Origin of the sequence: Microbacterium enclense, from assembly GCF_001456955.1 — a bacterium.
GTDB lineage: Bacteria > Actinomycetota > Actinomycetes > Actinomycetales > Microbacteriaceae > Microbacterium > Microbacterium enclense.
In genome coordinates, this window is the sequence record NZ_KQ758472.1 from 110,547 (window position 1) to 132,011 (window position 21,465).

Here is a 21,465-nt window from a genome sequence, read left to right on the forward strand (position 1 = left end):
GCGGGGTCTATCCGGGGAAGGCGACGGCGAGGGCGGCGCGAGCGATCTCGCCCGAGGCGACGAGTTCGGTCACGGCCTCGATCTCGGGCGAGACGAAGCGGTCGGGCCCCGGGCCGGCGACGCGCGTGCGCACGAGGTCTCGCACGGCACCGGTGGCGGCGGCGGGCGTGAGCGGAGCGCGCAGATCGAGGGCGCGGCATCCGGTCACCACCTCGATGGCGAGCACCCGGGCGAGGCCGTCGATCGCGCGACGGAGCTTTCGGGCACCGGCCCAGCCCATCGAGACGTGGTCCTCCTGCATGGCGCTCGAGGGGATCGAATCCACGGACGCGGGAGCGGCGAGACGCTTCAGCTCCGACACGATGCCGGCGGCGGCGTACTGCGCGATCATGAGCCCCGAGTCGACCCCCACCTCGTCGGCGAGGAACGGCGGCAGGCCGTTGCTGCGCGCGACATCCAGCGCGCGGTCGGTGCGCCGCTCCGACATGGATGCCACATCGGCCACCGCGATCGCGAGGAAGTCGAGCACGTACGCCACCGGCGCGCCGTGGAAGTTGCCGTTCGACTCGACGCGACCGTCGACGGTGACGACGGGGTTGTCGACGGCGGACTCCAGCTCGCGCTCCGCGACGACCGTCGCGTGCGCCATCGTGTCGCGCGCGGCGCCGTGCACCTGCGGTGCGCACCGCAGCGAGTACGCGTCCTGCACGCGGGTGCATTCCGGTCCGCGGTGGCTGGCGACGATCGGGGAGCCGGCGAGGAACGCGCGCAGGTGCGCCGCCGACTCCGCCTGCCCGAGCTGCGGCCGCAAGGCCATGAGGTCGGCGGCGAACACGGCATCCGTCCCGAGCTGCGACTCGATCGAGATCGCCGCCGCCACATCGGCGGTGGTGAACAGCATCTCGAGATCGTGCAGGGCCAGCAGCAGCATGCCGAGCATGCCGTCGGTGCCGTTGATGAGGGCCAGCCCCTCCTTCTCACGCAGGGCCACGGGCTCGATGCCGGCCGCGGCGAGGGCGTCGGCGGCCGGCCGGAGGGTGCCGGACGCATCGCGCACCTCTCCCTCGCCCATCACCGCGAGCGCGACGTGCGACAGCGGGGCCAGGTCGCCCGAGCAGCCGAGGGAGCCGTACTCGCGCACGACCGGGGTGATGCCGGCGTTCAGCAGCGCGGCGTAGGTCTCGACGACGACGGGGCGGACGCCCGTGCGACCGGTGCACAGCGTCTGCAGCCGCAGCAGCATGAGGGCGCGCACCACCTCGCGCTCGACCTCGGCGCCGGTGCCGGCCGCGTGGGAACGGATGAGACTCGCCTGCAGCTGCGCCCGGCGGTCCTCGGCGATGAACGTCGTCGCGAGGGCGCCGAAGCCCGTCGAGATGCCGTAGTGCGGCTGCGGGTCGTCGGCCAGGCCCTCGATGAGCGCGCGCGTGTCGGCCACGCGCTGGAGGGCGTCGACGTCGACGTCGACCCGCATGCCGAGCCGCGCGACATCCACCACCTCGCGCGGGGTGAGGGGGCGGGTCCCGAGGGTGACGCTGTCGTTCATACGCCGATTCCACCGCGGGCGATGGCCCTCGGCGAGGGTGTTCTGGCATCCTGTGTCTGTCATGCCAGACAATCCGCGCCCGCAGGTTCCCGCCGCCGATCAGACGCTGCGGATCCTCTCGCTGCTCGCACGGCAGCCGGGACCGATGGCCGCGCAATCGATCGCCACGGCGCTGGGCATCCCCCGCTCGAGCACCTACCACCTGCTCGCCACCCTCGAACAGCACGGATACGTCGTGCACCTCCCGGGCGACCGGCGGTGGGGGCTGGGCACCGCCGCGTTCGAGCTCGGCGGCGGGTACGCCCGGCAGCAGCCCCTCGCCCGGCTGGGGCGGCCGCTGCTGGCCGCGCTGTCGGATCGCGTCGGCGAATCGGCGCACCTCGCCGTGCTCGCCGGCCGCGACGTGCTCTACATCGTCGAGGAGCGCGCCCCGCGGCGACCGGCGCTGGTGACCGACGTCGGCGTGCGTCTGCCCGCGCACCTCACCGCGACGGGCCGCGCCATGCTGGCGTCGCTCCCCCGCGAGCAGGTGCGGGCGTCGTTCCCGGATGCCACGGCCCTCACGCAGCGCCACGGCCTCGGCCCCGCCACCCCGCGCGAGCTGCGGGAGCTGCTGCGCGAGGTGCGCGCCGCGGGCTTCGCGAGCGAGAACGGCGAGGTCACGCCCGGATTCCGCTCGGTCGCCGCGTCGGTGCTCGATCACACCGGCTGGCCCGCCGCCGCCGTGGCGATCACCTGGCCGACCGACGGCTCCGAGCGGGATGCCGCGGCGTTGGCCTCCGCGGCATCCACCACCGCCGCCGAGCTCGCCCGCCGTATCGGCCGCCACGCCTGAGGCCCCTGCCGGCGGTCGCCGCTCGCTCGCGCGAGATCGCCGGTTTGGGGCAGACTCCGCCGTTCGGGGCGTAATTTTTCCGCCCCAACTGGCCGATCCCGCCCCAAACCCTCCGCAGCACGCGCAACGCACGAACGCCGCGCGTCAGCGCACGACCAGCCGCGGCTCCACCAGCACGTGCGCCGCCCCCGCCGTCGCGGCGCGCGGGGCCACGACCGTGCCGTCGCCCATCAGCAGGTCGAGGGCTCCGGATGCCACCCGCTCGGGCAATTGCTCCACGCTCGACAGCCCGAGGGCTTCGGCGGCGGGGGTGTTGTCGAACCCGACGACGGGCATGTCGGGGCGACCGGCGAGCGTGGTCGCCAGGTGCGCCCCGATGGCCAGCGAGTCGCTCGCGCACACCACGGCCGTGACGTCGGGATCGGCCAGAAGGCCAGCCGTGACGACGTCGCGTGCCGCCGACACGTTCTCCTCCACGACCCACCGCGGACCGTCCCCCGCCGTCTCGCGCCACCCCCGCTCGCGCTCGTCACCGGTTCCCGAGCCGGCGGGCCAGCCGAGGAACGCCACCCGTCCCCCACCCCGCGCCAGCGCGTGCGCGGTCGCCGCGCGCGTGCCGGCCGCGCCGTCGACGTCGACCCACAGGTGGGCTGGGGCCTCGACGTCATCCTCGCCCCAGGGCCGACCGAACGACACGAACGGGAGGTTCCGGGCGGTCAGCCAGCCGGTGCGGGGGTCGCCGTGGAACGTGCCGGTGACCACGACGGCATCCACTTCTCCGCCCTCGAGCAGGTCGCCGAGGCGGGCGATCTCCTCTTCGGGGGTGCGGGCGGCGTACAGCAGCACACGCATGTCGCGCTCCCCGGCGCGTTCGGTGAGCGCGTGCACGAAGCGGTCGAGCACGACGCCCGAGATGCCGCCGGCGTACGGGTCGAGATGGATGCCGATGGTGGAGCTGCGACGCATCCGCAAGCGGCGGGCGGCGGCGTGCGGGCGATAGCCGAGATCGGAGATGGCGGCCTCGACCCTCTGACGCGTGGCGTCGCGCACGATGTCGGGCGCGTTGAGCACGTTCGACACCGTCTGCCGCGAGACCCCGGCTGCGCGGGCGACGTCGTCTACCGTGGGCGCCTTCGCCATGTGCTGCCTCCCTTTCGCCGCCGGACGACGGGTTCGGAGCCCGTCGTCAGATCGTCAGCCTAAGCCGGGCGGCAACCGCTTGACATCGCGCCCGACCCCTTCGTACCGTTGATGGACCGTCATTTGAACGTTCAAACTGGCGGCCCTCCGACCACATGCGGAGGGGTCGCATGCCTCATCGAAGGAGAGAGACACATGACACGGCACACCGCCCGCAACCGGCTCGCCGCCGGCGCGCTTCTGGCGACCGGAGCCCTCACGCTCACCGCGTGCGGCTCGGGCTTCAACGACACCCCCGGCGAGGGCCAGGCGTCCGGCAGCGGAAAGCTCACCCTCCTTATCGGCTCCTCGGGCGATGCCGAGACCACGGCCGTCACCGACGCCGTCGCCGCCTGGAGCGAGCAATCGGGCGTCGAAGCCGAGGTGCAGACCGCCAACGACCTCCCCCAGCAGCTCTCGCAGGGCTTCGCGGCCGGCTCCCCGCCCGACCTCTTCTACCTCGCCCCCGAGGCCCTGGCGGGCTACGCCGCGAACGGATCCATCGCCGCCTACGGCGACGACCTCGCGAACAAGGACGACTTCTACCCCTCGCTCATCGACAACTTCACCGTCGACGGCACCTTCTTCTGCGCCCCCAAGGACTTCTCGACGCTGGCGCTCATCATCAACACCGACCTGTGGACGGCAGCCGGGCTCACGGATGCCGACATCCCCACGACGTGGGACCAGCTGGCATCCGTCGCCCAGCGTCTGACGGCCGACGGCCGGGTGGGCCTGGCCTTCGGCGCCGAGTATCAGCGGGTCGGTGCCTTCATGGCGCAGGCGGGTGGAGGACTCGTCACCGACGGCGCGGCCACGGCGGACAGTCCCGAGAACCTCGAAGCCCTGAACTACGTCAAGACGCACCTCAACGACGGCTCCTTCGCCTTCGCCTCCGACGTGGGCGCGGGCTGGGGCGGCGAGGCCCTCGGCACCCAGAAGGCAGCGATGGTCATCGAGGGCAACTGGATCTCCGGCGCAATGTCGGCCGACTACCCCAACGTGAACTACACCGTCGCGGAGCTCCCCGCCGGTCCCGGCGGCAAGGGCACCCTGCAGTTCACCAACTGCTGGGGTATGGCCGCCGACAGCGGCAACCAGGAGCAGGCGCGCTCGCTCGTGGAGTATTTGACGAGCACCGACCAGCAGCTGGCGTTCTCAGAGGCGTTCGGCCCCATGCCGTCCATCGAGTCGGCCGCCGACGCGTGGTCCGCGGCCAACCCCGACGCCACGGCGTTCCTCGCCGGCGCCGAGTACGCCCAGTTCCCGCCGAACATGGCCGGCGCCGCCGACGTCATCACCGACTTCAACGCACAGCTCGAGTCGCTGAAGACGGGCGACCCCGCGGCCCTGCTCAAGACGGCGCAGTCCAACCTCGAGGCCATCACGGGATAGCCATGAGCGCTCTCACCACCGCGCCCCGTCGCGCCGGGTCCCCCTCCTCGGGGATCCGGCGCGGCGAGGCCGCCGCCGGTTGGCTCTTCACCGCGCCCGTGCTCGTCATCCTGGGCGTGTTCCTGCTCGTTCCCGTGCTGATGGCGCTGTGGGTCAGCTTCTCCGACTGGACCGGACGCGGCAGCCCCTTCTCGTCGAACGTGAACTTCGTCGGTGTCGACAACTACGCCGCCGTCACGACCGGCGGCGGGCTCGCCGAACGCGACTTCGGCACGGCGCTGCGCAACAACGCCTGGTACGTGCTGCTGGTGGTGCCGCTGCAGACGGCGCTCTCGCTCTTCCTCGCGGTGCTCGTCAACCGCGCCATCCTGCGCGGGCGCGGCTTCTTCCGCACCGCGTTCTACTTCCCCTCGGTCACCAGCTCGGTGGCCATCACCGTGCTCTGGCTGTTCCTCTTCTCGGCATCCGGTGCCGTCAACGAGGTGCTGTCGTGGCTGGGCATCAACGGACCGAACTGGTTCAGCGACCCCTCCGGCGTCGTCCACAACCTCCTCGGCGCCGTGGGCATCACCAGCGGACCGGCGTTCCTCACCGGCAACACCATGCTCGGCGTCTCGTGGTGGGACTGGCTGGCGGGACCCTCGGTGGCCATGTCGGCGTTCATCCTCATGGCCGTCTTCACCACCTCGGGCACCTTCATGCTGCTGTTCATCGCGGGCCTGCAGAACATCGGCGGCGACGTGCAGGAGGCGGCGATGATGGACGGCGCCACCGGCTGGCAGCGCTTCTGGCGCGTGACGCTCCCCCAGCTCAAGCCGGTGCTCTTCACGGTGCTCACGCTCGGCCTCATCGGCACATGGCAGGTGTTCGATCAGATCTACACCGGCACGCAGGGCGGCCCCGGCAAGACGACGCTGACTCCGGCGTACCTCAGCTACTCCTCTGCGTTCCTGTCGCAGCAGTGGGGCCAAGGTGCGGCGATCGCCTTCGTGCTGTTCGTGATCATCGTGGCGCTGACGATCCTGCAGCGCTTCGTGCTGCGCGACCGCCCCGTCTCGCGGCGCCGCATCCGGCAGTACGAGGTGCGCGGCAGCGGTCCGAAGCCCGCCCCTGCCGCGAAGGGAGGCACGCGATGACCGCCACCGCGTCCCCGCAGACCACGGTGCTCGCCGAGCAACGGTTCGGCGGGCCCGAGAAGCCGACCAAGCACCGCGTGTCGCGCAGAGCGCTGGGCTGGCAGATCGGCCTGTACGCCCTGCTGATCGTGCTCGCGCTGATCTACATCTACCCCTTCCTCGTGCAGGTGGCGACGTCGTTCAAGACGGATGCCGCCGCCGCCGCCGATCCGATCTCGCTCATGCCGCAGCCCCTGTCGCTGGCCGCATACGAAAGGCTCTTCCTCAACTCGGACTTCCCCGTCTGGTTCGCCAACTCGGCGGTCGTGACGGTGTTCGTCACGGTGGGCCGCGTCTTCTTCGCCTCGCTCGCCGGCTACGCCCTGGCGCGACTGAACTTCCGTGGGCGCGGGATCATCTTCGCGGGGCTCGTCGCCGTCATGGCGGTGCCCACGGTCGTGCTACTGATCCCGAAGTTCCTCGTGATCAACCAGCTCGGCATCTACGACTCCTACGCCGGCATGATCCTGCCCCTTCTCGTGGATGCCGCCGGCGTGTTCATCATGAAGAACTTCTTCGAGTCGATCCCGCCCTCGGTCGAGGAGCAGGCGCGCATCGACGGCGCGAGCACGTTCCGCATCTTCTGGTCGGTGGTGCTGCCGATGGCGCGCCCCGCGCTCATCACGATCGTGATCCTGTCGTTCCAGGGATCGTGGAACGAGCTGAGCCACTTCGTCATCTCCACCCAGTCGCCCGAGCTGACCACGCTGACCAAGGGCGTGGCATCCCTGGCCAGCGGCCAGCTCAGTCAGGGCAGCCAGTTCCCCCTCAAACTCGCGGCCGCGGCCATCATGACGATCCCGGTCGCCGTGGTGTTCTTCATCTTCCAGCGCCGCATCATGAACGCCAGCGAAGGAGCCGTCAAAGAATGACCACCGCCCCCACCACCTCGCCCGCCGAGACGATGACCCCGGCCCCCCTGCAGCCGCTCCTGAACGACGCCCTGGTCGTGCTGCGGGCCCCCACGCAGGTGTGGTCCGACGGTTCGGGCGACATCGGCGGCGCGGCGGTGCACGGCGTCTTCCACGGCGACGTGCGCCACGTCCGCGAGCTGACGGCGACCTGCGACGACTCGGCGATCGAGTGGATCTCGACCGCGCCCGACGGCGCCTCGCGCGTGGTCTTCGGCGGCATCCTCCGCGGTGTCGACGACACCACGCCCGATCCGAAGGTGCGACTGCTGCGCGACCGCCGTATCGCCGACGGTGCCGTGAGCGAATCGTGGACCGTCGCCTCCCGGGTCGATCGCCCGATCCGCACCACCCTTCGCCTGCGCCTCACCCCGGAGTTCGCGCAGCTGCACGAGGTGAAGTCGGGCCACGCGCACGCTCGGAAGGCCTCGACCTCGATCGACGGCGCGCGGGCGACGGTGGATGCCGGGCCGCAGGGCCTCGAGCTGGTCGCGCCGGGCGCCCAGGTGGCATCCGAGGGCGCCGGACTCGACGCCGCATGGACGGTCGAGATCCCCGCGTTCGGCGAGGTCGCGGTCGGCTGGACGCTGACGCTGCGCGACGACACGCTCGTCGTCGGCTCCGCGTCGGCTCCCGCTCGATGGGATGCCGCCGCGGTCGCCGCGTCCGCTGCCGACCCGCGTCTCGCGCGGTGGCTGCGCACGGCGCTCGACGACCTCGACGCGCTGCGGCTCGTGCTGCCGGAGCACCCCGACGACGAGTTCTTCGCCGCCGGGGCGCCGTGGTTCTTCACCCTCTTCGGGCGGGACTCGATCTGGGCGGCACGCCTGGCCCTGCCGCTCGACCGCGAGATCGCGGCATCCACCCTCCGCGTCCTCGCGCGCCTGCAGGGTGCCGACGACGACGCGCAGACCGCGCAGGAGCCCGGCAAGATCGTGCACGAACTGCGCGCCTCGGCGCTCGAGATCCCCGGCGAGGGCATCGTGCTGCCGCCGAAGTACTACGGCAGCGTCGATTCCACCCCCCTGTGGGTCTGTCTGCTGGCCGACGCGTGGCGCGCGGGCATGCCCGAGGCCGAGGTGCGGCAGCTGCTGCCGACGCTCCGCGGCGCCCTCGGCTGGATCCGCGACAGCGGCGACAGCGACGGCGACGGCTTCCTCGACTACATCGACCGCCTCGGCACCGGGCTCTCGAACCAGGGCTGGAAAGACTCCGGCGATTCGATCCAGTGGCGCGACGGCCGTCTCGCCGAGGGCCCCATCGCGCTATGCGAAGTGCAGGCGTACGCCTACGAGGCCGCCCTCGCGGGCGCCGACCTGCTCCAGTACTTCGGAGAGCAGACGGACGCCGACGACATCGCGTTCTGGCGTGCGTGGGCGGCCGACCTGCGGGCGCGTTTCGCCGAGACCTACTGGGTCGAGACGGCCGAGGGCCGCTATCCCGCCGTCGCCCTCGATCGCGATAAGCGACCCGTCGACACCCTGACCAGCAACATCGGGCACCTGCTGGGCACCGGCATCCTCTCTCCCGACGAGGAGGCGCACGTCGCGTCTCTGCTGCGCGGCGAGAGCATGTCGAGCGGATACGGCATCCGCACCATGTCGTCGGACGCCGCGGGCTACTGGCCCCTGTCGTACCACGGGGGCAGCGTGTGGGTGCACGACACCGCGATCGCCGCGCACGGCATGCTCCGCGCGGGCTTGCGCGACGACGCCCGCGCGGTCGTCGATGAGCTCCTGGATGCCGCGGAGGGCTTCGCGTACCGTGTGCCCGAGCTGCACGCCGGTGATCCGCGGAGTCACTCGTCGGTGCCGACGCCCTACCCCGCCGCCTGCCGCCCCCAGGCGTGGTCGGCCGCCGCGGCGGTGGTCTGCCTGACCGCGCTCGCGCCCACTCCCGGGGCGTGAGCCCGCCGGACGGCGTCGCACTCGAGCGTCGCCGCCCGGTCCTTCCTCGGCTTCGAGGGTCGGCCGCGGCGCGCCGGTGCCGCTGCGGTGGGTGTGGGTTCGGGTTCGGCTGCGGAGTCGGGTTTGGGGCGGATTCCGCACCTCGGGGCGTGAAAATCTCGCCCCGACGCGCCGATCTCGCCCCAAACCTCAGACGGACCGCCGTGTGGATGCCCAGCCGACACGGCCACGGCTGCGACTACGACCACGGGTTTGGGGCGGATTCCGCACCTTGGGGCGTGAAAATCTCGCCCCAACGCGCCGGTCCCGCCCCGAACAGCCCCGCTCAGGCGACCCGCGACACCGCACCGCCGGTCAGGCGCACCAGCTCGTCGAAAGTCAGCGGGAACACCGTGTGCGGCGTGCCACCCGCGGCCCAGATCTCGGGGAACGCCGCCAACGCCTCATCCACGACCGTCGTCAACGGCGCCGGATGCCCGGTCGGTGCGACGCCGCCGATGGGCTGCCCGGTCGCGGTGAGAACCTGCTCCGGTGTCGCCCGACGGATGCCGCCGCGCCCGAGCCTCTGCGCGAGCGCCGCCGTGTCGACGCGGTGCGCGCCGCTGGTCATGATGGGCAGCGGCGCGTCGTCGCTCCAGAACACCAGGCTGTTGGCGATGGCGCCGACCTCGACGCCGAGCGCCGCCGCGGCGAGGGCGGCCGTCGACGCGGCATCCGGAAGCACGACGATCTTCCCGGAGATCCCCGCGGCCTCCAGGGACGCGGCGACGAGACGACTGCGGGCGGGGAGGGCGTCGGTCATGCCCGCCAGCCTAGGGGCGCCCGCCAGGTCGCACGCTCCGCCCGCGGTCATCGGCTCCGGCCCGCCGGAGGGTGTGCCGCGGCAGCCCGGCCCCGACGCCACGACCCGCCGACACCCGCCCCTCGCGTGCGCAGCCCCCGCGCGCCACAATGGAGAGGGATGTCGCGACGCTGCGGCATCCGCAGAGCGCCGCCCACAAGGCGGCCGACGACAAGGAACGCGATGACCAACGCACTGCCCCTGCCCGATTTCACCCACGAACGCGTGGAGGTGATCACGGGGCGACGCAGCGGTCTGTTCGTCGCCGTGGCGCTCCACTCCTCCGTGCTCGGCTCCGCCCTCGGCGGCGCCCGCCTGTGGACCTACCCGTCGTGGACCGACGCCCTGGGCGATGCCCTGCGCCTGTCGGCCGCCATGACGCTGAAGAACGCCGCCGCAGGGCTCGACGCCGGCGGTGGCAAGAGCGTCATCGGCCTGCCCGAGGGCACGGTGCTCGACGCCGATCGTCGCCGCGCGGCCTTCCTCGACCTCGGCGACGCGGTCGAGAGTCTGGGCGGGCTGTACCGCACGGCCGAAGACGTGGGATCGACGACCGACGACATGCTCGTCGTCAGCGAGCGCACCGCGCACGTGGTCGGTCTGCCCGACTCGGTGGGCGGCTCCGGCGAACCCGCGGGGCCCACGAGCCTCGGCGTCTACGCCTCGCTCGTCGCCACGCTCGAACGCGCGGTGGGCACCTCCGACGTCGCCGGCCGGCGCATCACCATCGCCGGCCTCGGCCAGGTCGGAAGCCGACTGGCGGAGCGCCTCACGTCGGAGCACGCAGCGCTCACGGTCACCGACGTCAACCCCGCGAAGCGAGCGCTGGCAGCCGACCTCGGCGCCGCGTGGGTCGAGCCGAGCGAAGCGCACCTCGTTCCCGCCGACGTGTTCGTACCCGCCGGTATCGGCGGTGTGCTCACCGACGACGTCATCGACGCCCTCGACGCCCGGGCGGTGTGCGGCCCGGCCAACAACCCGCTGGCCGAGCGTTCGGGTGCCGACCGTCTCGCGCAGCGCGGCATCCTGTACGCGCCCGACTTCGTCGTGAACGCCGGCGGCGTGATCTACCTCGACGGCGTCGCGAAGCAGCGCGGCACGATGGACGAGATCATGGGCCGCGTCGCGGGCATCGGCGACACCATCCGCCGCGTCTTCGACGAGGCCGAGACCCGCCGGGTCACCCCGCTCGCGGCGGCCGAGGGGCTGGCCGCCGAGCGCCTGGCCGTGGGGGCGCGCAGCTCCGCCCTCGTCTGACGCCGCGCCGGCACGCCCCGCGCCGCCCGAAGGACCCCGCCCGCCGGCGGACCATGAGCCTGCCGAGAGATCCGGAGCTCGACGCGGGAACGCAACGACGACCCCGCCTTTCGACGGGCGCGCAAAGTATGAACCGGATGCCACCACCTGCGTGGCATCCGGTTCGCTTCTGCGCGTCAGTGTGCGGCGTCGTACGCCTCGAGAACCGCCGCGGAGATGCGCCCGCGCGTATTGATGGAATGTCCGTTCTTCTGTGCCCAGGACCGCACGTCGGCGAGATCTCTCGTGGGGATGGCGCGACCGCGCGGTGTACGCCGGGGAGTTGCGAGGTGTGTTTCCGCGGTGCGACCGGCGGAGATGTAGGGCCGGAGCGCATCGCGCATCTTCTCGGCGTTCTGCTTCGACAGATCGATCTCGTACGCGCGCCCATCGAATGAGAACTGCACGGTCGCGCCATCGTCGATGACCGAGCCGTCGAGATCGTCGATTACCTGGGTGAAGTGCTTTTTCGCCATGCGCCGACCCTAAGACGCGTACCCCGACCGTTCCGTTGGATGTAATGAGAATTCACCCTCTTGTTCGCCCACGAATGTCGGAGAGGGCGTCATTCCTCCGCAGAAGCCGTGTGTCCGCCGCGGTTCTCCACCGCGACGATCCGATGGTCATCGTCATGCGTGAGTTCGGTCGTGAGGAATTCCCCGTCGCGAGGCAGCCGCAGAAAAAGATCGGCGAACGCCGAGAGGCGGAGCCGCCCCTGTCGAAGGCGCACATCCAGCACATGCCCGCCGACCATCCGATCGTCGCTGAGGAAATGCAGATGCAGACCCGCCACCGTGATGCCCTGATAGATGCGCGGCATCCAGAATCCGACGAGCGATCCCGCGCATTCACGCGTCGTGGTCTCGAGCTGCTCCGCCGCAACGTCGGCGAGGGGACGGAAAGGCGGTCGCTGGCGACGCGTGACGCGTGTCAGGACGTGCGCGAAGACACCGTCGATCCGCATCACATGGAACAGGTTGCGGCTGACGAGACGCTCCTGCACGGCCGCATCCAGACCGGGCAGGTCGAGACCGGTGACCGGCTCCGCGACGGGATCGCCGAGGCGGCAGACGTCGACGAACGGCAGGACCTCGTCGTCGGTCATCAGGCGAGGCGGGGCGTCGGCCGTGCATTCGTAGAGCTCCCCGTCGACGATGACGACCTCGCCGCCGAGCCCCTCGCAGCAGCCCACGCCGGTGTCGCCGGCCGCCCTCACATCCGCGACCGGCGACCCCTGCGAATACACACCGGCGAGAAGCGCGTCGAGCACCGCGAATTGCGTGACGGCACCCGATGCCAGTCGGACGGGCACATCCGTTCCGGACGGGTCCCGACGAAAGTCAGGAATTCGCTTCGTTGTATGCGTCGAGAACGGTCGCGGGCACACGACCGCGGTCGCTCACGGTGTGGCCGTTGGCGCGAGCCCATTCGCGGACGGCGCCGAGGTCGACGTCGCTCTGTCGACGCGCCGTGCGTCCGCGGCGCGGCGCCGAGTTGCCGCGGGATACCGAGCGAGCGGCATCCACGTAGGGAGCGATCGCCGAATAGAATTTGTCGGCATTTCGGTCGGAAAGGTCGATCTCATACGCTCGCCCCTCCACCGAGAAGGTGATCTGCTTTCCCTGACCATCCTCGAGAACGGTGCCGTCGAGGTCATCCACGAGGTGGGTAATGTGCTTCATAGCCATAATGCGTAAAAGAATACACCTCACGGAATCAATTAACGCGACATCACGAATTGTGTGTCATGATCGCGGGCGCGCGGGCGTCGACGGATAGGCAGGAGGCGCGCAAGGGACTATCCTCCGGGGGTGGTGTCCGCTCCCCGGACGCCGCCCGAGACAGAGGAAGCACCGCGTGAGCCTTTTCCGTACCAAGTCGGTGGAGCAATCCATCGCCGACACCGACGAGCCGGAGTTCCGACTCAAGAAATCCCTGACCGCGGTCGATCTGACCGTGTTCGGTGTGGGCGTCGTCATCGGTGCCGGCATCTTCACCCTGACCGGCCGCGCCGCGCACGACGTCGCGGGACCGGCCGTCGTCATCAGCTTCATCATCGCGGCCATCGCGTGCGGTCTCGCCGCCATGTGCTACGCGGAGTTCGCCTCCACCGTCCCCGTATCGGGGTCGGCGTACACCTTCTCCTACGCCTCGCTCGGCGAGCTCTTCGCGTGGATCATCGGCTGGGACCTCATCCTCGAGATGTTCCTCGGCGCGAGCGTCGTCGCGCAGGGATGGAGCGCTTATCTCGGCACCTTCCTGCAGCAGATCGGCATCGTGCTGCCCGAGGCGATCTCGTACGGCGGCGTCGTCGACCTTCCCGCGATCCTGCTGGTCCTCGTCCTCGGCGGGCTGATGACCGTCGGCATCAAGGAATCGCTGCGGGTCAACCTCGTGCTCGTCGCGGTGAAGCTCTTCATCGTGCTGTTCGTCATCATCGCGGGCATCATGTTCATCAACCCGGCGAACTACACCCCGTTCGTGCCGGAGTCGGTGCCCACCGAGTCGGCGTCCGGCCTCACGCAGCCGCTGCTGCAGTTCCTCTCGGGTCTCGAACCGGCCACCTTCGGCGTCGGCGGAATCCTCGCGGGCGCCGCGCTGGTGTTCTTCGCCTACATCGGCTTCGACGTCGTGGCCACCACGGCGGAGGAGACCAAGCGGCCGCAGCGCGACCTCCCCATCGGCATCATCGCGTCGCTCGTGATCTGCACGATCCTCTACTGCGCCGTCGCGGTCGTCGTGACGGGCATGGTCCCTTACAGCGAACTGAACCCGTCGGCGGCGCTCGCGAACGCCTTCGCCTTCCACGGCCAGACGTGGATGGCGACCGTGATCGCTGCCGGCGCCGTCGCGGGCCTCACCACCGTGGTGCTCACCCTGATGATCGGTGCGACCCGCATCATCTTCGCGATGTCGCGCGACCGGCTGCTGCCGGGCGGGCTCGCGAAGGTGCACCCGCGTTTCCGCACCCCGTGGGTCATCTCGCTGCTCGTCACCGTGATCGTGGCGGTCGTGGCGGGTCTCACCCCCATCGGCGTGCTCGAAGAGATGGTCAACATCGGAACCCTCTCGGCGTTCGTTCTCGTCTCCATCGGCGTGCTGGTGCTGCGTCGTAAGCGTCCCGACCTCAAGCGCGGCTTCCGCGTGCCGCTGAGCCCGGTGCTGCCGGTCCTGTCGGCGCTCATCTGCACGTACCTGATGCTCAACCTGTCGGTCGAGACCTGGCTGCGCTTCCTCATCTGGCTCGCCCTCGGTTTCGCGATCTACTTCGCGTACTCGCGCCGCAACTCCCGGCTGGGCACGGGCGAGTTCCTCGCCCCGCGCGTGGTCGCTCCGCCGAAGAAGTAGAAAAGGCACCGGATGCCACGACCCCGCCGCTCTCCGCGGCCGGGGTCGTGGCATCCGTCGTTCTTGGGCTCTGCTGCCACGCGTGTCCGCTGGGAGCCCCGCCGAAGGGGTGACACCCGCCGGTCGTCGTGGGCGGCAACCGCCCTCGCGGGTGAGCCGCGTCCATCGGCACCGCATCCGGCCCCCTAGGGTGGGGAGCGTTCGATGACGACGATTTCCGTTCCGGGGGGTTTCATGGGGATCGCACGCACGTGGGTCTTTCCGATTCTGCGTATCCTTCTGGTCGCCCTCGTGGCGGCCGCACTGATCAAGCTGGCGTTCTTTCCCGATCGCCCGGCCGACGCCTCGCCGGCCGTGCCCACGGGCGCGATCGTCGAGCCGCGCACGGTCGCCGCCCTCGGCACGATCACGAACGACGTCGTGCTGAAGGCCACGGTCTCGGCCGACGCGGCCGTGCCGATGAAAGCGACGGCGGCGGGCACGGTGAACAAGATCTTCGTCGCGCAGGGCGCCACCGTCGCGCAGGGCGACGTCGTCTTCGACGTCAAGGTGCCGATCGAGCGCGATCCCGCCGACAGCGTGGATGCCGAGGGCAAGCCGAAGCCGGCGATCTTCCGCTACGTCGAGGTCACGGCACCCGCGGCGGGCACGCTCAGCTCGCTCTCGGTGATCGCCGGCCAGGAGATCACGATCGGCATGACGGCCGGCACCGTGGCTCCGCCCACCTTCTCCGTGACGGGCACACTCGAGCCCGCCCAGCAGTACCGCCTGCTCGACCGGCCCACCGAAGCGTCGGTGACCATCACCGGAGGCCCCGCGGCGTTCACCTGCGGCAACCTGCGCATCACGACTCCCTTGGCCGGGAGCACGGGCTCCGACGACGCCGGCACCGGCGCGTCCGACGGCGGCGGCGGCACGGCATCGGGCGCGTCGGGCTCCGGCACGACCGCCACGTGCTCCGTTCCGGGCGACGTGACCGTCTTCTCGGGACTCGCCGCCGAGATGACCATCGCGGGCGGCCGCGCCGAGAACGTGCTCGTCGTTCCCACCACCGCCGTGCGGGGAGCCGCGCAGAGCGGCACCGTCTGGGTGACCGCGGCCGACGGCTCCACCGAGGAGCGCCCGGTCGCCCTCGGCCTCACCGACGGCACGCAGGTGCAGATCACCGAGGGGCTGAACGACGGCGACGAGATCCTCGAGTTCGCCCCCGGTGCCCTGTCGGTGCCCGACGACGGCTGCACCGTCTATCCCGACGGCTCGATGTTCTGCGACCAGGCCCCCACGTCGTGAGCCTGCTGACTCTTCGCGAGGTCACCCGCACGGTGATCCCGCCCGACCAGCCCGCGCTGACGATCCTGTCGGGGGTCGATCTCGAGATCGAGCCCGGCGATCACGTGTCGATCGTCGGGCGGTCGGGATCGGGCAAATCGACCCTGCTGAACATGCTGGGGCTCCTCGACCTCCCCACCAGCGGCGAGATCACCTTCGACGACCGCCCGGTGAAGGCGTACTCCGCCGCGAAACGCGACCGCCTGCGGGGCGCCGCCATCGGGTTCGTCTTCCAGCAGTTCAACCTGCTGCCCGGGCGCACGGCGCTCGAGAACGTGACCATGCCGCTGATGTACTCGACCGGCCGGACGTTCTGGCGCCGCAAGAGGATCGCCGCCGAGATGCTCGAGCTCGTGGGACTCGGCCACCGCCTCAGCAGCATGCCCGACCGCCTGTCGGGCGGTGAGCAGCAGCGCGTCGCGATCGCCCGCTCCCTGGTGCGCGGTCCGCGGCTCATCCTGGCCGACGAACCCACCGGCGCGCTCGACCTCGACACCGGTCAGAGCGTCATGGAGCTCATCGACGACGTCGCCGCGCGCACGGGGGCCGCGCAGGTGACGATCACGCACGACCCCACGATCGCCCGACGCGCCCGACGGCACTTCCGGCTCGACCGGGGCGTGCTGACGGCGGTCGACGACCCGACGCTCGAACCCCTCACGCGCCGCGACCGGCGCGAGATGGCCCCGGACGCCCCGGCGACCACGACCGACGAACCCCGCGACGCCGCCGACGACCTCGCCCGCCTCGGTTTCGTCTCCGCCACGGCCGCGGACCCCGAACGGACGGAGGGCTGATGCGTGCCCTCACCGCCTTCATCGGCGCCCTGCTCGAGGCGTGGCAAGAGGTGCGCGTGCACCGTACCCGCGTGCTCCTCTCGCTCGTGGGCGTCGCCGTGGCCGTGTGCTCGCTGACCACCGTCGTCGCCCTCGGCGCCATCGTGCAGCAGTCGAGCCAGGAGCTCAGCGAGCGCTCCTCGGGGCGACCCGCCACCCTGTTCGTCTCGATGTACGCCACGGGCGGGCAGCCGCTGGATCCCGACCTGGTGGATGCCGCCTGGGCCGACGTCGTGGATCGCTACGACGTGACCTATGCGAGCCGCATGCAGTCCACGACGCAACGCGTGCCCTTCCCCGACGGGGTCGTCGACGTCGGAACGCAGGCCGTGGATCAGCCCTACGGCGAGATGCACCGCGTGCAGATGCAGGAGGGCGAGTGGTTCACCCCGCTCGATGCCCAGCAGCTCGCGCCGCAGGTGATCGTGAACGAGGTCTTCTGGGACCGCATGGGACGCCCGCCGCTGGAGAGCCATCCGGTCGTGGCCCTCGGTGGACAGGGTGTGCCCGGCTCCGCCTCCGGCATCCCCTCCGGGGGCGTGCGCGCCGTCGTCGTCGGCGTCACCCCATCGCCGACCTGGGACACGTTCCCGTCGATGTTCATGCTCGCCGATCACCTGCAGGCCCTTCAAGAGGCCGCCGCCGGCGAGCGCGGATCGGGGGCGGCCGCCGCGTCCGACCCGTACGGCGGCGGCTCACCGCAGACGCAGTACGAGATGTGGGTGCCGCCGGAGCTGTCGGAGCAGTTGACGACCCTCGTCAAGCGCGATCTGGCCGGGGCGCTCGGCGACGGCACCCAGGTCGACATCAATCGTCAGGACTGGGCCACCTACGGCGACGATCCGTTCGCGGTGACCCGCACAGTCGTCATCGGCATCGCCGTGCTCGTGCTGCTGCTGGGCGCGCTGGGCCTGGTCAACATCGCGCTCGTCACGGTGAAGCAGCGCGTGCGCGAGATCGGCATCCGACGCAGCTTCGGCGCGACGGCGAGCCGGGTGTTCTTCGCCGTCATGATGGAGAGCGTGGTGGCCACGGTGGTGGCCGGCGCCGTGGGCGTGATCGTCTCGATCCTGGTGGTGCAGTCCCCCGCCGTGCGGGATCTCGTCGGTCAGGGCATGGTCAGTGACTTCCCACCGTTCCCCGTGGATGCCGCGATCATCGGTCTCGTCGCCGCGACCGCGGTCGGCGCACTGGCGGGACTGCTGCCGGCGCTCGTCGCCGTGCGCGTGAGGGTGATCGACGCCATCCGCTACTGAGATCGGAGCGCGTCGCACCGCCCCCCGAAAGAACATCAGATGTCTCCCTGTCCCTCGGCCCCACTTCGCCGATAGGTTCGAGCCGTGACCGACACCCCGCGAGACGTGCCGCAGCCCGCCCTCCCCGACGCGGTGACACCGCCCGCCACGTCGGACTCTCGGCCCGCTCTGCAGCTGCACGGCCTCGTGAAGGCCTTCGGCGGCAAGACCGCCGTCGCGGGGCTCGACCTGACCGTGCCCGCCGGATCGTTCTACGGCCTGGTCGGCCCGAACGGCGCGGGAAAGACGACGACGTTGTCGATGGCCACCGGGCTGCTCCGCCCCGACGCGGGAACGGCGCTCGTCCACGGCGTCGACGTCTGGGCGCGCCCGGTCGAGGCGAAACGGCTCATCGGCAACCTCGCCGACGGCGTCCGCCTCTTCGATCGCCTGACCGGAGAGCAGCTGGTGACCTACACCGGGCAGATGTTCGGGCTCGCCCGCGACGAGATCGCATCGCGGACCGCCGACCTCCTTCGCATCATGGACCTCGGCGAGTCCGCCGGCACCCCCGTCGTCGACTACTCCGCGGGCATGACGAAGAAGATCGCCCTGGCCTGCGCGCTCGTGCACGCGCCGCGTCTGCTCGTGCTCGATGAGCCGTTCGAGTCGGTCGATCCGGTCTCCGCCGCCAACATCGAGGACATCCTGCGGCAATACACCGCGTCGGGCGGCACGATCATCGTGTCGAGCCATTCGATGGATCTGGTCCAGCGCATGTGCGACCACGTCGCCGTCATCGCGCAGGGCCGGCTGCTGGCATCCGGGACCGTCGACGAGGTGCGCGGCGCGCAGACGCTGCAGGACCGCTTCATCGACCTCGTCGGTGGCCGCCACCACGCGGAGGGCCCGCAGTGGTTGCGACAGTCCTGAGGATCAGGTTCCGCACGCTCGGCAACATCCTCGGGCGCAGCCCCGGGCAGCTGGTCGGTTTCCTGTTCGGCATCATCGGTGCGCTGTGGGCGCTGGGAACGACCGGGATCGCCCTCTTCTTCGCGGGCACCCTCGGTTTCGACGTCGCCCGCGCGGCCGTCGTCGCGTTCGGCGCGCTCGTGACGCTCGGGTGGGTGATCGGGCCCATCTTCGCCGCGGGGATCGACACCACCCTCGATCCCGCGCGGCTGGCGCCGTTTCCGCTCACGACGAGCCAGATGATGCTCGCCATCACGGCCGGGGGCCTCACCGGCGTTCCGGGGATCGCCACGACGATCGGGGGACTCGCGACCTTCCTCGTGTGGTGGCGCGAGCCGCTCGCCGCCCTCGTCGCGGTCGTGTGCGTGCCGCTCGGCGTTCTCATCTGCGTCGTCGCGTCGCGCACCGTGGCGACGCTGGCGGCGGGGATCGGCGGCGGACGCCGCGGTCGAGAGATCGTCGGCCTCGTCGGCTTCACCCTGCTGATCTTCGCCAGTCCCCTGTTCATCGGCATCACCAACTCCCTCGAGACCAGCGAGGGCCTGAGCGGTCAGCTGCAGCGGCTCGTGGCGGCCCTCTCCTGGACGCCGGTCGGCGCCGCCTGGGCCGTGCCGGGAGACCTCGCGACGGGCGCGTGGCTTCCGGCCCTCGCCAAGTTCGTGATCGCCCTCGCCACCCTCGCCGTGCTGTGGCTGCTGTGGAACCGGAGCCTGGCGGCATCCGTCGTCGCTCCCCCGGCGCGCTCGTCCGCGCGCCGTCGAGCCGGGTCGCTCGGGTGGTTCGGCATCATGCCGTCGACGCCGGTCGGGGCCACATGGGCACGTTCGCTGACGTCGTGGACGCGGGACTTCCGCTACCTGCGCCAGCTCATCATCGTGCCGTTCGCGCCGATCCTCGTCGCCGTTTACGCGAGGGGCGAGTTCGACGGACCGTTCTTCGCCGCGTCCGGCCTGCTCGCCGGCTTCTTCGCCGGAGTGCTCGCGTACGCCGACGTCTCGTACGACGGAACGGCGTTCGCCACCGTGATGCAGACCGGCATCCGCGGCCGCGACGATCGACTCGGCCGCATGCTGGGGGCGGCGACGGTGAGCGTGCCGCTCGTGCTGGTCGTCGACATCGCGACCCTCGCGATCGCTCAGCGGTGGGATCTTCTGCCCGCGGTGGTCGGCGGGTCGATGGGGCTGATCCTCGTGGGCTGCGGCGTGTGCGCCGTCACCTCGGCGATCCTCGTCATCCCGACGCCGGCCCCGGGCGACTCGCCGTTCAAGCGCGTACCGGGCTCGACGTTCACGATGACGTTGGCGTTCTTCTTGTGCTGGCTGATCGCCGGCGCTCTGGCGCTACCCGCTGTCATCCCCTCCCTCATCGCCGTCTTCGGCGGGTCCTCCACCGCGGGGTGGATCGCGCTGGGCATCGGCGTGGTGTGGGGCGCGGCCGTCTTCGCGCTCGGCGTGGTCATCGGCGGCCGTCGCTTCGACCGCGGGGCGCCCGCTCTGCTGGCGCAGTTGAAGACCTTCCAGGGCATGTGAGGCGGATGCCACGGCCTCGCCGCTCTTCGTCGCGCGGCGCCCGGGTCGAGAGGTTTGCCGAGAGCGCCCGGCTCTGAGACGTGTGCCGAGACACCCCCGGCTCTCGGGTGTTCGCCGGATGACCCCGGCTCCGGGGTGTTCGCCGGGCGCCGCCGGGTCTAGGGTGGGGCCACTCCTCCCCCGATCGAAGGATGCCTCGATGTCGACCTCGCTCGTCGTGTACCTCTCGTTCGCCGGCTCGGCCCGCGAAGCGATGACGTTCTACCAGTCGGTGTTCGGGGGTGAGCTCGCCCTCCACACGTTCGCCGACTTCGGCATGACCGACGCCCCCGCCGAGGGCGTGATGCACTCCGAGCTGCGCGCCGACGGCTTCACCGTCATGGGCGCTGACGCCTTCACGGAGCCCGCCGGCGGGTGGGGCAGGGGCCGCATCCACGCCGCCTTCATGAGCGACGAGACCGAACGAGTGCAGGGCTTCTACGACCGGTTCGTCGAACGTGGCGCCGAGATCGTCGCGCCGCTCGAGAAGCAGGTATGGGGCGACCTCTACGGCGAGCTGACCGACCCCTGGGGCGTCGCCTGGATGTTCAACATCGCGGCCCCGGGAGGCTGGGCCGAGAGCAGCTGACGACCCTCTGCTGACCGACGCGGCGCCGTCCGCGAGAAGACGAATGTCCCGCGGCACGTGCCGCGGGACATTCGGGTGGTGGTGGACCTGAGGGGATTCGAACCCCTGACCTCCTCGATGCGAACGAGGCGCGCTACCAACTGCGCCACAGGCCCGGAAACCTCGTAAACACTATCACGCCCCGACGGAGCGACATGACGCGGGGAGCCCTCCCGGTGGACCGCATCGACCTCGCGCGCTCGTCCGCCGCCCGCAGCCGCGTGTGACCATGGCGATCGTTCAGGCCGCTCTGCCGATGACTTGCGGCGTGTGTACGCCGATCGAGGGTCCCGAGGAGCACAAGGCGCAAGTCACGAGAGAGTGGAGCCACGCGAGGGGGAAGCCACGCGAGGGGGAAGTCACGCGAGGGCGAAACCTTGCGAGAGCGAAGTTACGCGAGAGCGAAGCCACGCGAGAGCGAAGCCACGCGAGAGGGAAGCCACGCGAGAGGGAAGCCACGCGAG

General features: G+C 71.0%; 19 protein-coding genes and 1 tRNA gene. 13 read left to right on the plus strand and 7 right to left on the minus strand.

Annotation, left to right across the window (positions count from 1 at the left end; all coding sequences use genetic code 11):
* Nucleotides 1-7: 7 nt before the first annotated feature.
* Nucleotides 8-1,546: a histidine ammonia-lyase gene (gene hutH / locus AS029_RS12220; RefSeq protein ID WP_058232876.1), complete on the minus strand. Its 1,539-nt coding sequence runs from the start codon at nucleotides 1,544-1,546 to the stop codon at nucleotides 8-10.
* Between the two features lie 61 nt (nucleotides 1,547-1,607).
* Between hutH and AS029_RS12225 the strand changes: the two genes are divergently transcribed.
* Nucleotides 1,608-2,381, plus strand: coding sequence for an IclR family transcriptional regulator (locus AS029_RS12225; protein ID WP_058232877.1), 774 nt, complete (start codon nucleotides 1,608-1,610; stop codon nucleotides 2,379-2,381).
* Nucleotides 2,382-2,525: 144 nt separating this feature from the next.
* On the opposite strand, the gene AS029_RS12230 is transcribed toward AS029_RS12225, so the two are convergent.
* Nucleotides 2,526-3,521 (minus strand): LacI family DNA-binding transcriptional regulator, encoded by a 996-nt coding sequence (locus AS029_RS12230; protein ID WP_058232878.1) that lies wholly within the window; start codon nucleotides 3,519-3,521, stop codon nucleotides 2,526-2,528.
* Between the two features lie 195 nt (nucleotides 3,522-3,716).
* On the opposite strand from AS029_RS12230, the gene AS029_RS12235 reads away from it, so the two are divergent.
* Genes AS029_RS12235 through AS029_RS12250 form a run of 4 tightly spaced genes read left to right on the plus strand, consistent with a single transcriptional unit; the run spans nucleotide 3,717 to nucleotide 8,948 of the window.
* Nucleotides 3,717-4,955, plus strand: coding sequence for a sugar ABC transporter substrate-binding protein (locus tag AS029_RS12235; RefSeq protein WP_058232879.1), 1,239 nt, complete (start codon nucleotides 3,717-3,719; stop codon nucleotides 4,953-4,955).
* Between the two features lie 2 nt (nucleotides 4,956-4,957).
* On the plus strand, nucleotides 4,958-6,091 hold the full coding sequence (locus AS029_RS12240) for a carbohydrate ABC transporter permease (protein WP_058232880.1): 1,134 nt from the start codon (nucleotides 4,958-4,960) through the stop codon (nucleotides 6,089-6,091).
* On the plus strand, nucleotides 6,088-7,002 hold the full coding sequence (locus tag AS029_RS12245; RefSeq protein WP_058232881.1) for a carbohydrate ABC transporter permease: 915 nt from the start codon (nucleotides 6,088-6,090) through the stop codon (nucleotides 7,000-7,002). Before AS029_RS12240 ends, AS029_RS12245 begins: the two co-directional genes overlap by 4 nt.
* The gene (locus AS029_RS12250) at nucleotides 6,999-8,948 is read left to right on the plus strand and encodes a glycogen debranching N-terminal domain-containing protein (RefSeq protein WP_228375949.1); all 1,950 of its coding nucleotides are present in this window, start codon (nucleotides 6,999-7,001) and stop codon (nucleotides 8,946-8,948) included. Before AS029_RS12245 ends, AS029_RS12250 begins: the two co-directional genes overlap by 4 nt.
* A gap of 325 nt (nucleotides 8,949-9,273) precedes the next feature.
* Here the strand turns inward: AS029_RS12250 and AS029_RS12255 are convergent, their stop codons facing one another.
* The gene (locus AS029_RS12255) at nucleotides 9,274-9,750 is read right to left on the minus strand and encodes a YbaK/EbsC family protein (RefSeq protein WP_058232882.1); all 477 of its coding nucleotides are present in this window, start codon (nucleotides 9,748-9,750) and stop codon (nucleotides 9,274-9,276) included.
* A gap of 222 nt (nucleotides 9,751-9,972) precedes the next feature.
* Here AS029_RS12255 and AS029_RS12260 point away from each other — a divergent pair, with 222 nt between their 5' ends.
* Nucleotides 9,973-11,046, plus strand: coding sequence for a Glu/Leu/Phe/Val dehydrogenase family protein (locus AS029_RS12260; RefSeq protein ID WP_058232883.1), 1,074 nt, complete (start codon nucleotides 9,973-9,975; stop codon nucleotides 11,044-11,046).
* A 176-nt stretch (nucleotides 11,047-11,222) separates the two neighbouring features.
* Here the strand turns inward: AS029_RS12260 and AS029_RS12265 are convergent, their stop codons facing one another.
* The 3 genes from AS029_RS12265 to AS029_RS12275 all read right to left on the minus strand — a co-directional run bounded on the left by AS029_RS12265 (nucleotide 11,223) and on the right by AS029_RS12275 (nucleotide 12,773).
* Nucleotides 11,223-11,561, minus strand: coding sequence for a histone-like nucleoid-structuring protein Lsr2 (locus tag AS029_RS12265; protein WP_058232884.1), 339 nt, complete (start codon nucleotides 11,559-11,561; stop codon nucleotides 11,223-11,225).
* An 89-nt stretch (nucleotides 11,562-11,650) separates the two neighbouring features.
* Nucleotides 11,651-12,397, minus strand: a complete 747-nt coding sequence (locus tag AS029_RS12270; protein ID WP_058232885.1) for an acetolactate decarboxylase — start codon at nucleotides 12,395-12,397, stop codon at nucleotides 11,651-11,653.
* A gap of 28 nt (nucleotides 12,398-12,425) precedes the next feature.
* Complete coding sequence (locus tag AS029_RS12275; RefSeq protein WP_058232886.1) at nucleotides 12,426-12,773, minus strand: histone-like nucleoid-structuring protein Lsr2; 348 nt, start codon at nucleotides 12,771-12,773, stop codon at nucleotides 12,426-12,428.
* A 169-nt stretch (nucleotides 12,774-12,942) separates the two neighbouring features.
* Between AS029_RS12275 and AS029_RS12280 the strand changes: the two genes are divergently transcribed.
* The 7 genes from AS029_RS12280 to AS029_RS12310 all read left to right on the plus strand — a co-directional run bounded on the left by AS029_RS12280 (nucleotide 12,943) and on the right by AS029_RS12310 (nucleotide 20,962).
* Nucleotides 12,943-14,433: an amino acid permease gene (locus tag AS029_RS12280; RefSeq protein WP_058232887.1), complete on the plus strand. Its 1,491-nt coding sequence runs from the start codon at nucleotides 12,943-12,945 to the stop codon at nucleotides 14,431-14,433.
* A 234-nt stretch (nucleotides 14,434-14,667) separates the two neighbouring features.
* Nucleotides 14,668-15,723 (plus strand): permuted SH3 domain-containing protein, encoded by a 1,056-nt coding sequence (locus tag AS029_RS12285; protein WP_058232888.1) that lies wholly within the window; start codon nucleotides 14,668-14,670, stop codon nucleotides 15,721-15,723.
* Entirely contained in the window at nucleotides 15,720-16,559 is an 840-nt protein-coding gene (locus tag AS029_RS12290) for an ABC transporter ATP-binding protein (RefSeq protein ID WP_082642293.1), read from the plus strand. The genes AS029_RS12285 and AS029_RS12290 overlap by 4 nt, the downstream gene beginning before the upstream one ends.
* Entirely contained in the window at nucleotides 16,559-17,854 is a 1,296-nt protein-coding gene (locus tag AS029_RS12295; RefSeq protein WP_058232889.1) for an ABC transporter permease, read from the plus strand. The genes AS029_RS12290 and AS029_RS12295 overlap by 1 nt, the downstream gene beginning before the upstream one ends.
* 132 nt (nucleotides 17,855-17,986) lie before the next feature.
* Nucleotides 17,987-18,766: an ABC transporter ATP-binding protein gene (locus AS029_RS12300; protein ID WP_058233087.1), complete on the plus strand. Its 780-nt coding sequence runs from the start codon at nucleotides 17,987-17,989 to the stop codon at nucleotides 18,764-18,766.
* On the plus strand, nucleotides 18,748-20,334 hold the full coding sequence (locus AS029_RS12305; RefSeq protein ID WP_058232890.1) for a hypothetical protein: 1,587 nt from the start codon (nucleotides 18,748-18,750) through the stop codon (nucleotides 20,332-20,334). The genes AS029_RS12300 and AS029_RS12305 overlap by 19 nt, the downstream gene beginning before the upstream one ends.
* 199 nt (nucleotides 20,335-20,533) lie before the next feature.
* The gene (locus AS029_RS12310) at nucleotides 20,534-20,962 is read left to right on the plus strand and encodes a VOC family protein (RefSeq protein WP_058232891.1); all 429 of its coding nucleotides are present in this window, start codon (nucleotides 20,534-20,536) and stop codon (nucleotides 20,960-20,962) included.
* 79 nt (nucleotides 20,963-21,041) lie between these two features.
* On the opposite strand, the gene AS029_RS12315 is transcribed toward AS029_RS12310, so the two are convergent.
* A tRNA-Ala gene (locus AS029_RS12315) sits at nucleotides 21,042-21,117 on the minus strand.
* Nucleotides 21,118-21,465 lie beyond the last annotated feature (348 nt).

What these genes read in the sequence shown, in the direction of transcription:
- AS029_RS12255 (WP_058232882.1), bottom strand. Translation starts at nt 9,750, where the DNA reads ATGACCGACGCCCTCCCCGCCCGCAGTCGTCTCGTCGCCGCGTCCCTG.
- AS029_RS12265 (WP_058232884.1), bottom strand. Translation starts at nt 11,561, where the DNA reads ATGGCGAAAAAGCACTTCACCCAGGTAATCGACGATCTCGACGGCTCG.
- hutH (WP_058232876.1), bottom strand. Translation starts at nt 1,546, where the DNA reads ATGAACGACAGCGTCACCCTCGGGACCCGCCCCCTCACCCCGCGCGAG.
- AS029_RS12260 (WP_058232883.1), top strand. Translation starts at nt 9,973, where the DNA reads ATGACCAACGCACTGCCCCTGCCCGATTTCACCCACGAACGCGTGGAG.
- AS029_RS12310 (WP_058232891.1), top strand. Translation starts at nt 20,534, where the DNA reads ATGTCGACCTCGCTCGTCGTGTACCTCTCGTTCGCCGGCTCGGCCCGC.
- AS029_RS12275 (WP_058232886.1), bottom strand. Translation starts at nt 12,773, where the DNA reads ATGGCTATGAAGCACATTACCCACCTCGTGGATGACCTCGACGGCACC.
- AS029_RS12225 (WP_058232877.1), top strand. Translation starts at nt 1,608, where the DNA reads ATGCCAGACAATCCGCGCCCGCAGGTTCCCGCCGCCGATCAGACGCTG.
- AS029_RS12250 (WP_228375949.1), top strand. Translation starts at nt 6,999, where the DNA reads ATGACCACCGCCCCCACCACCTCGCCCGCCGAGACGATGACCCCGGCC.
- AS029_RS12230 (WP_058232878.1), bottom strand. Translation starts at nt 3,521, where the DNA reads ATGGCGAAGGCGCCCACGGTAGACGACGTCGCCCGCGCAGCCGGGGTC.
- AS029_RS12295 (WP_058232889.1), top strand. Translation starts at nt 16,559, where the DNA reads ATGCGTGCCCTCACCGCCTTCATCGGCGCCCTGCTCGAGGCGTGGCAA.
- AS029_RS12235 (WP_058232879.1), top strand. Translation starts at nt 3,717, where the DNA reads ATGACACGGCACACCGCCCGCAACCGGCTCGCCGCCGGCGCGCTTCTG.
- AS029_RS12240 (WP_058232880.1), top strand. Translation starts at nt 4,958, where the DNA reads ATGAGCGCTCTCACCACCGCGCCCCGTCGCGCCGGGTCCCCCTCCTCG.
- AS029_RS12245 (WP_058232881.1), top strand. Translation starts at nt 6,088, where the DNA reads ATGACCGCCACCGCGTCCCCGCAGACCACGGTGCTCGCCGAGCAACGG.
- AS029_RS12285 (WP_058232888.1), top strand. Translation starts at nt 14,668, where the DNA reads ATGGGGATCGCACGCACGTGGGTCTTTCCGATTCTGCGTATCCTTCTG.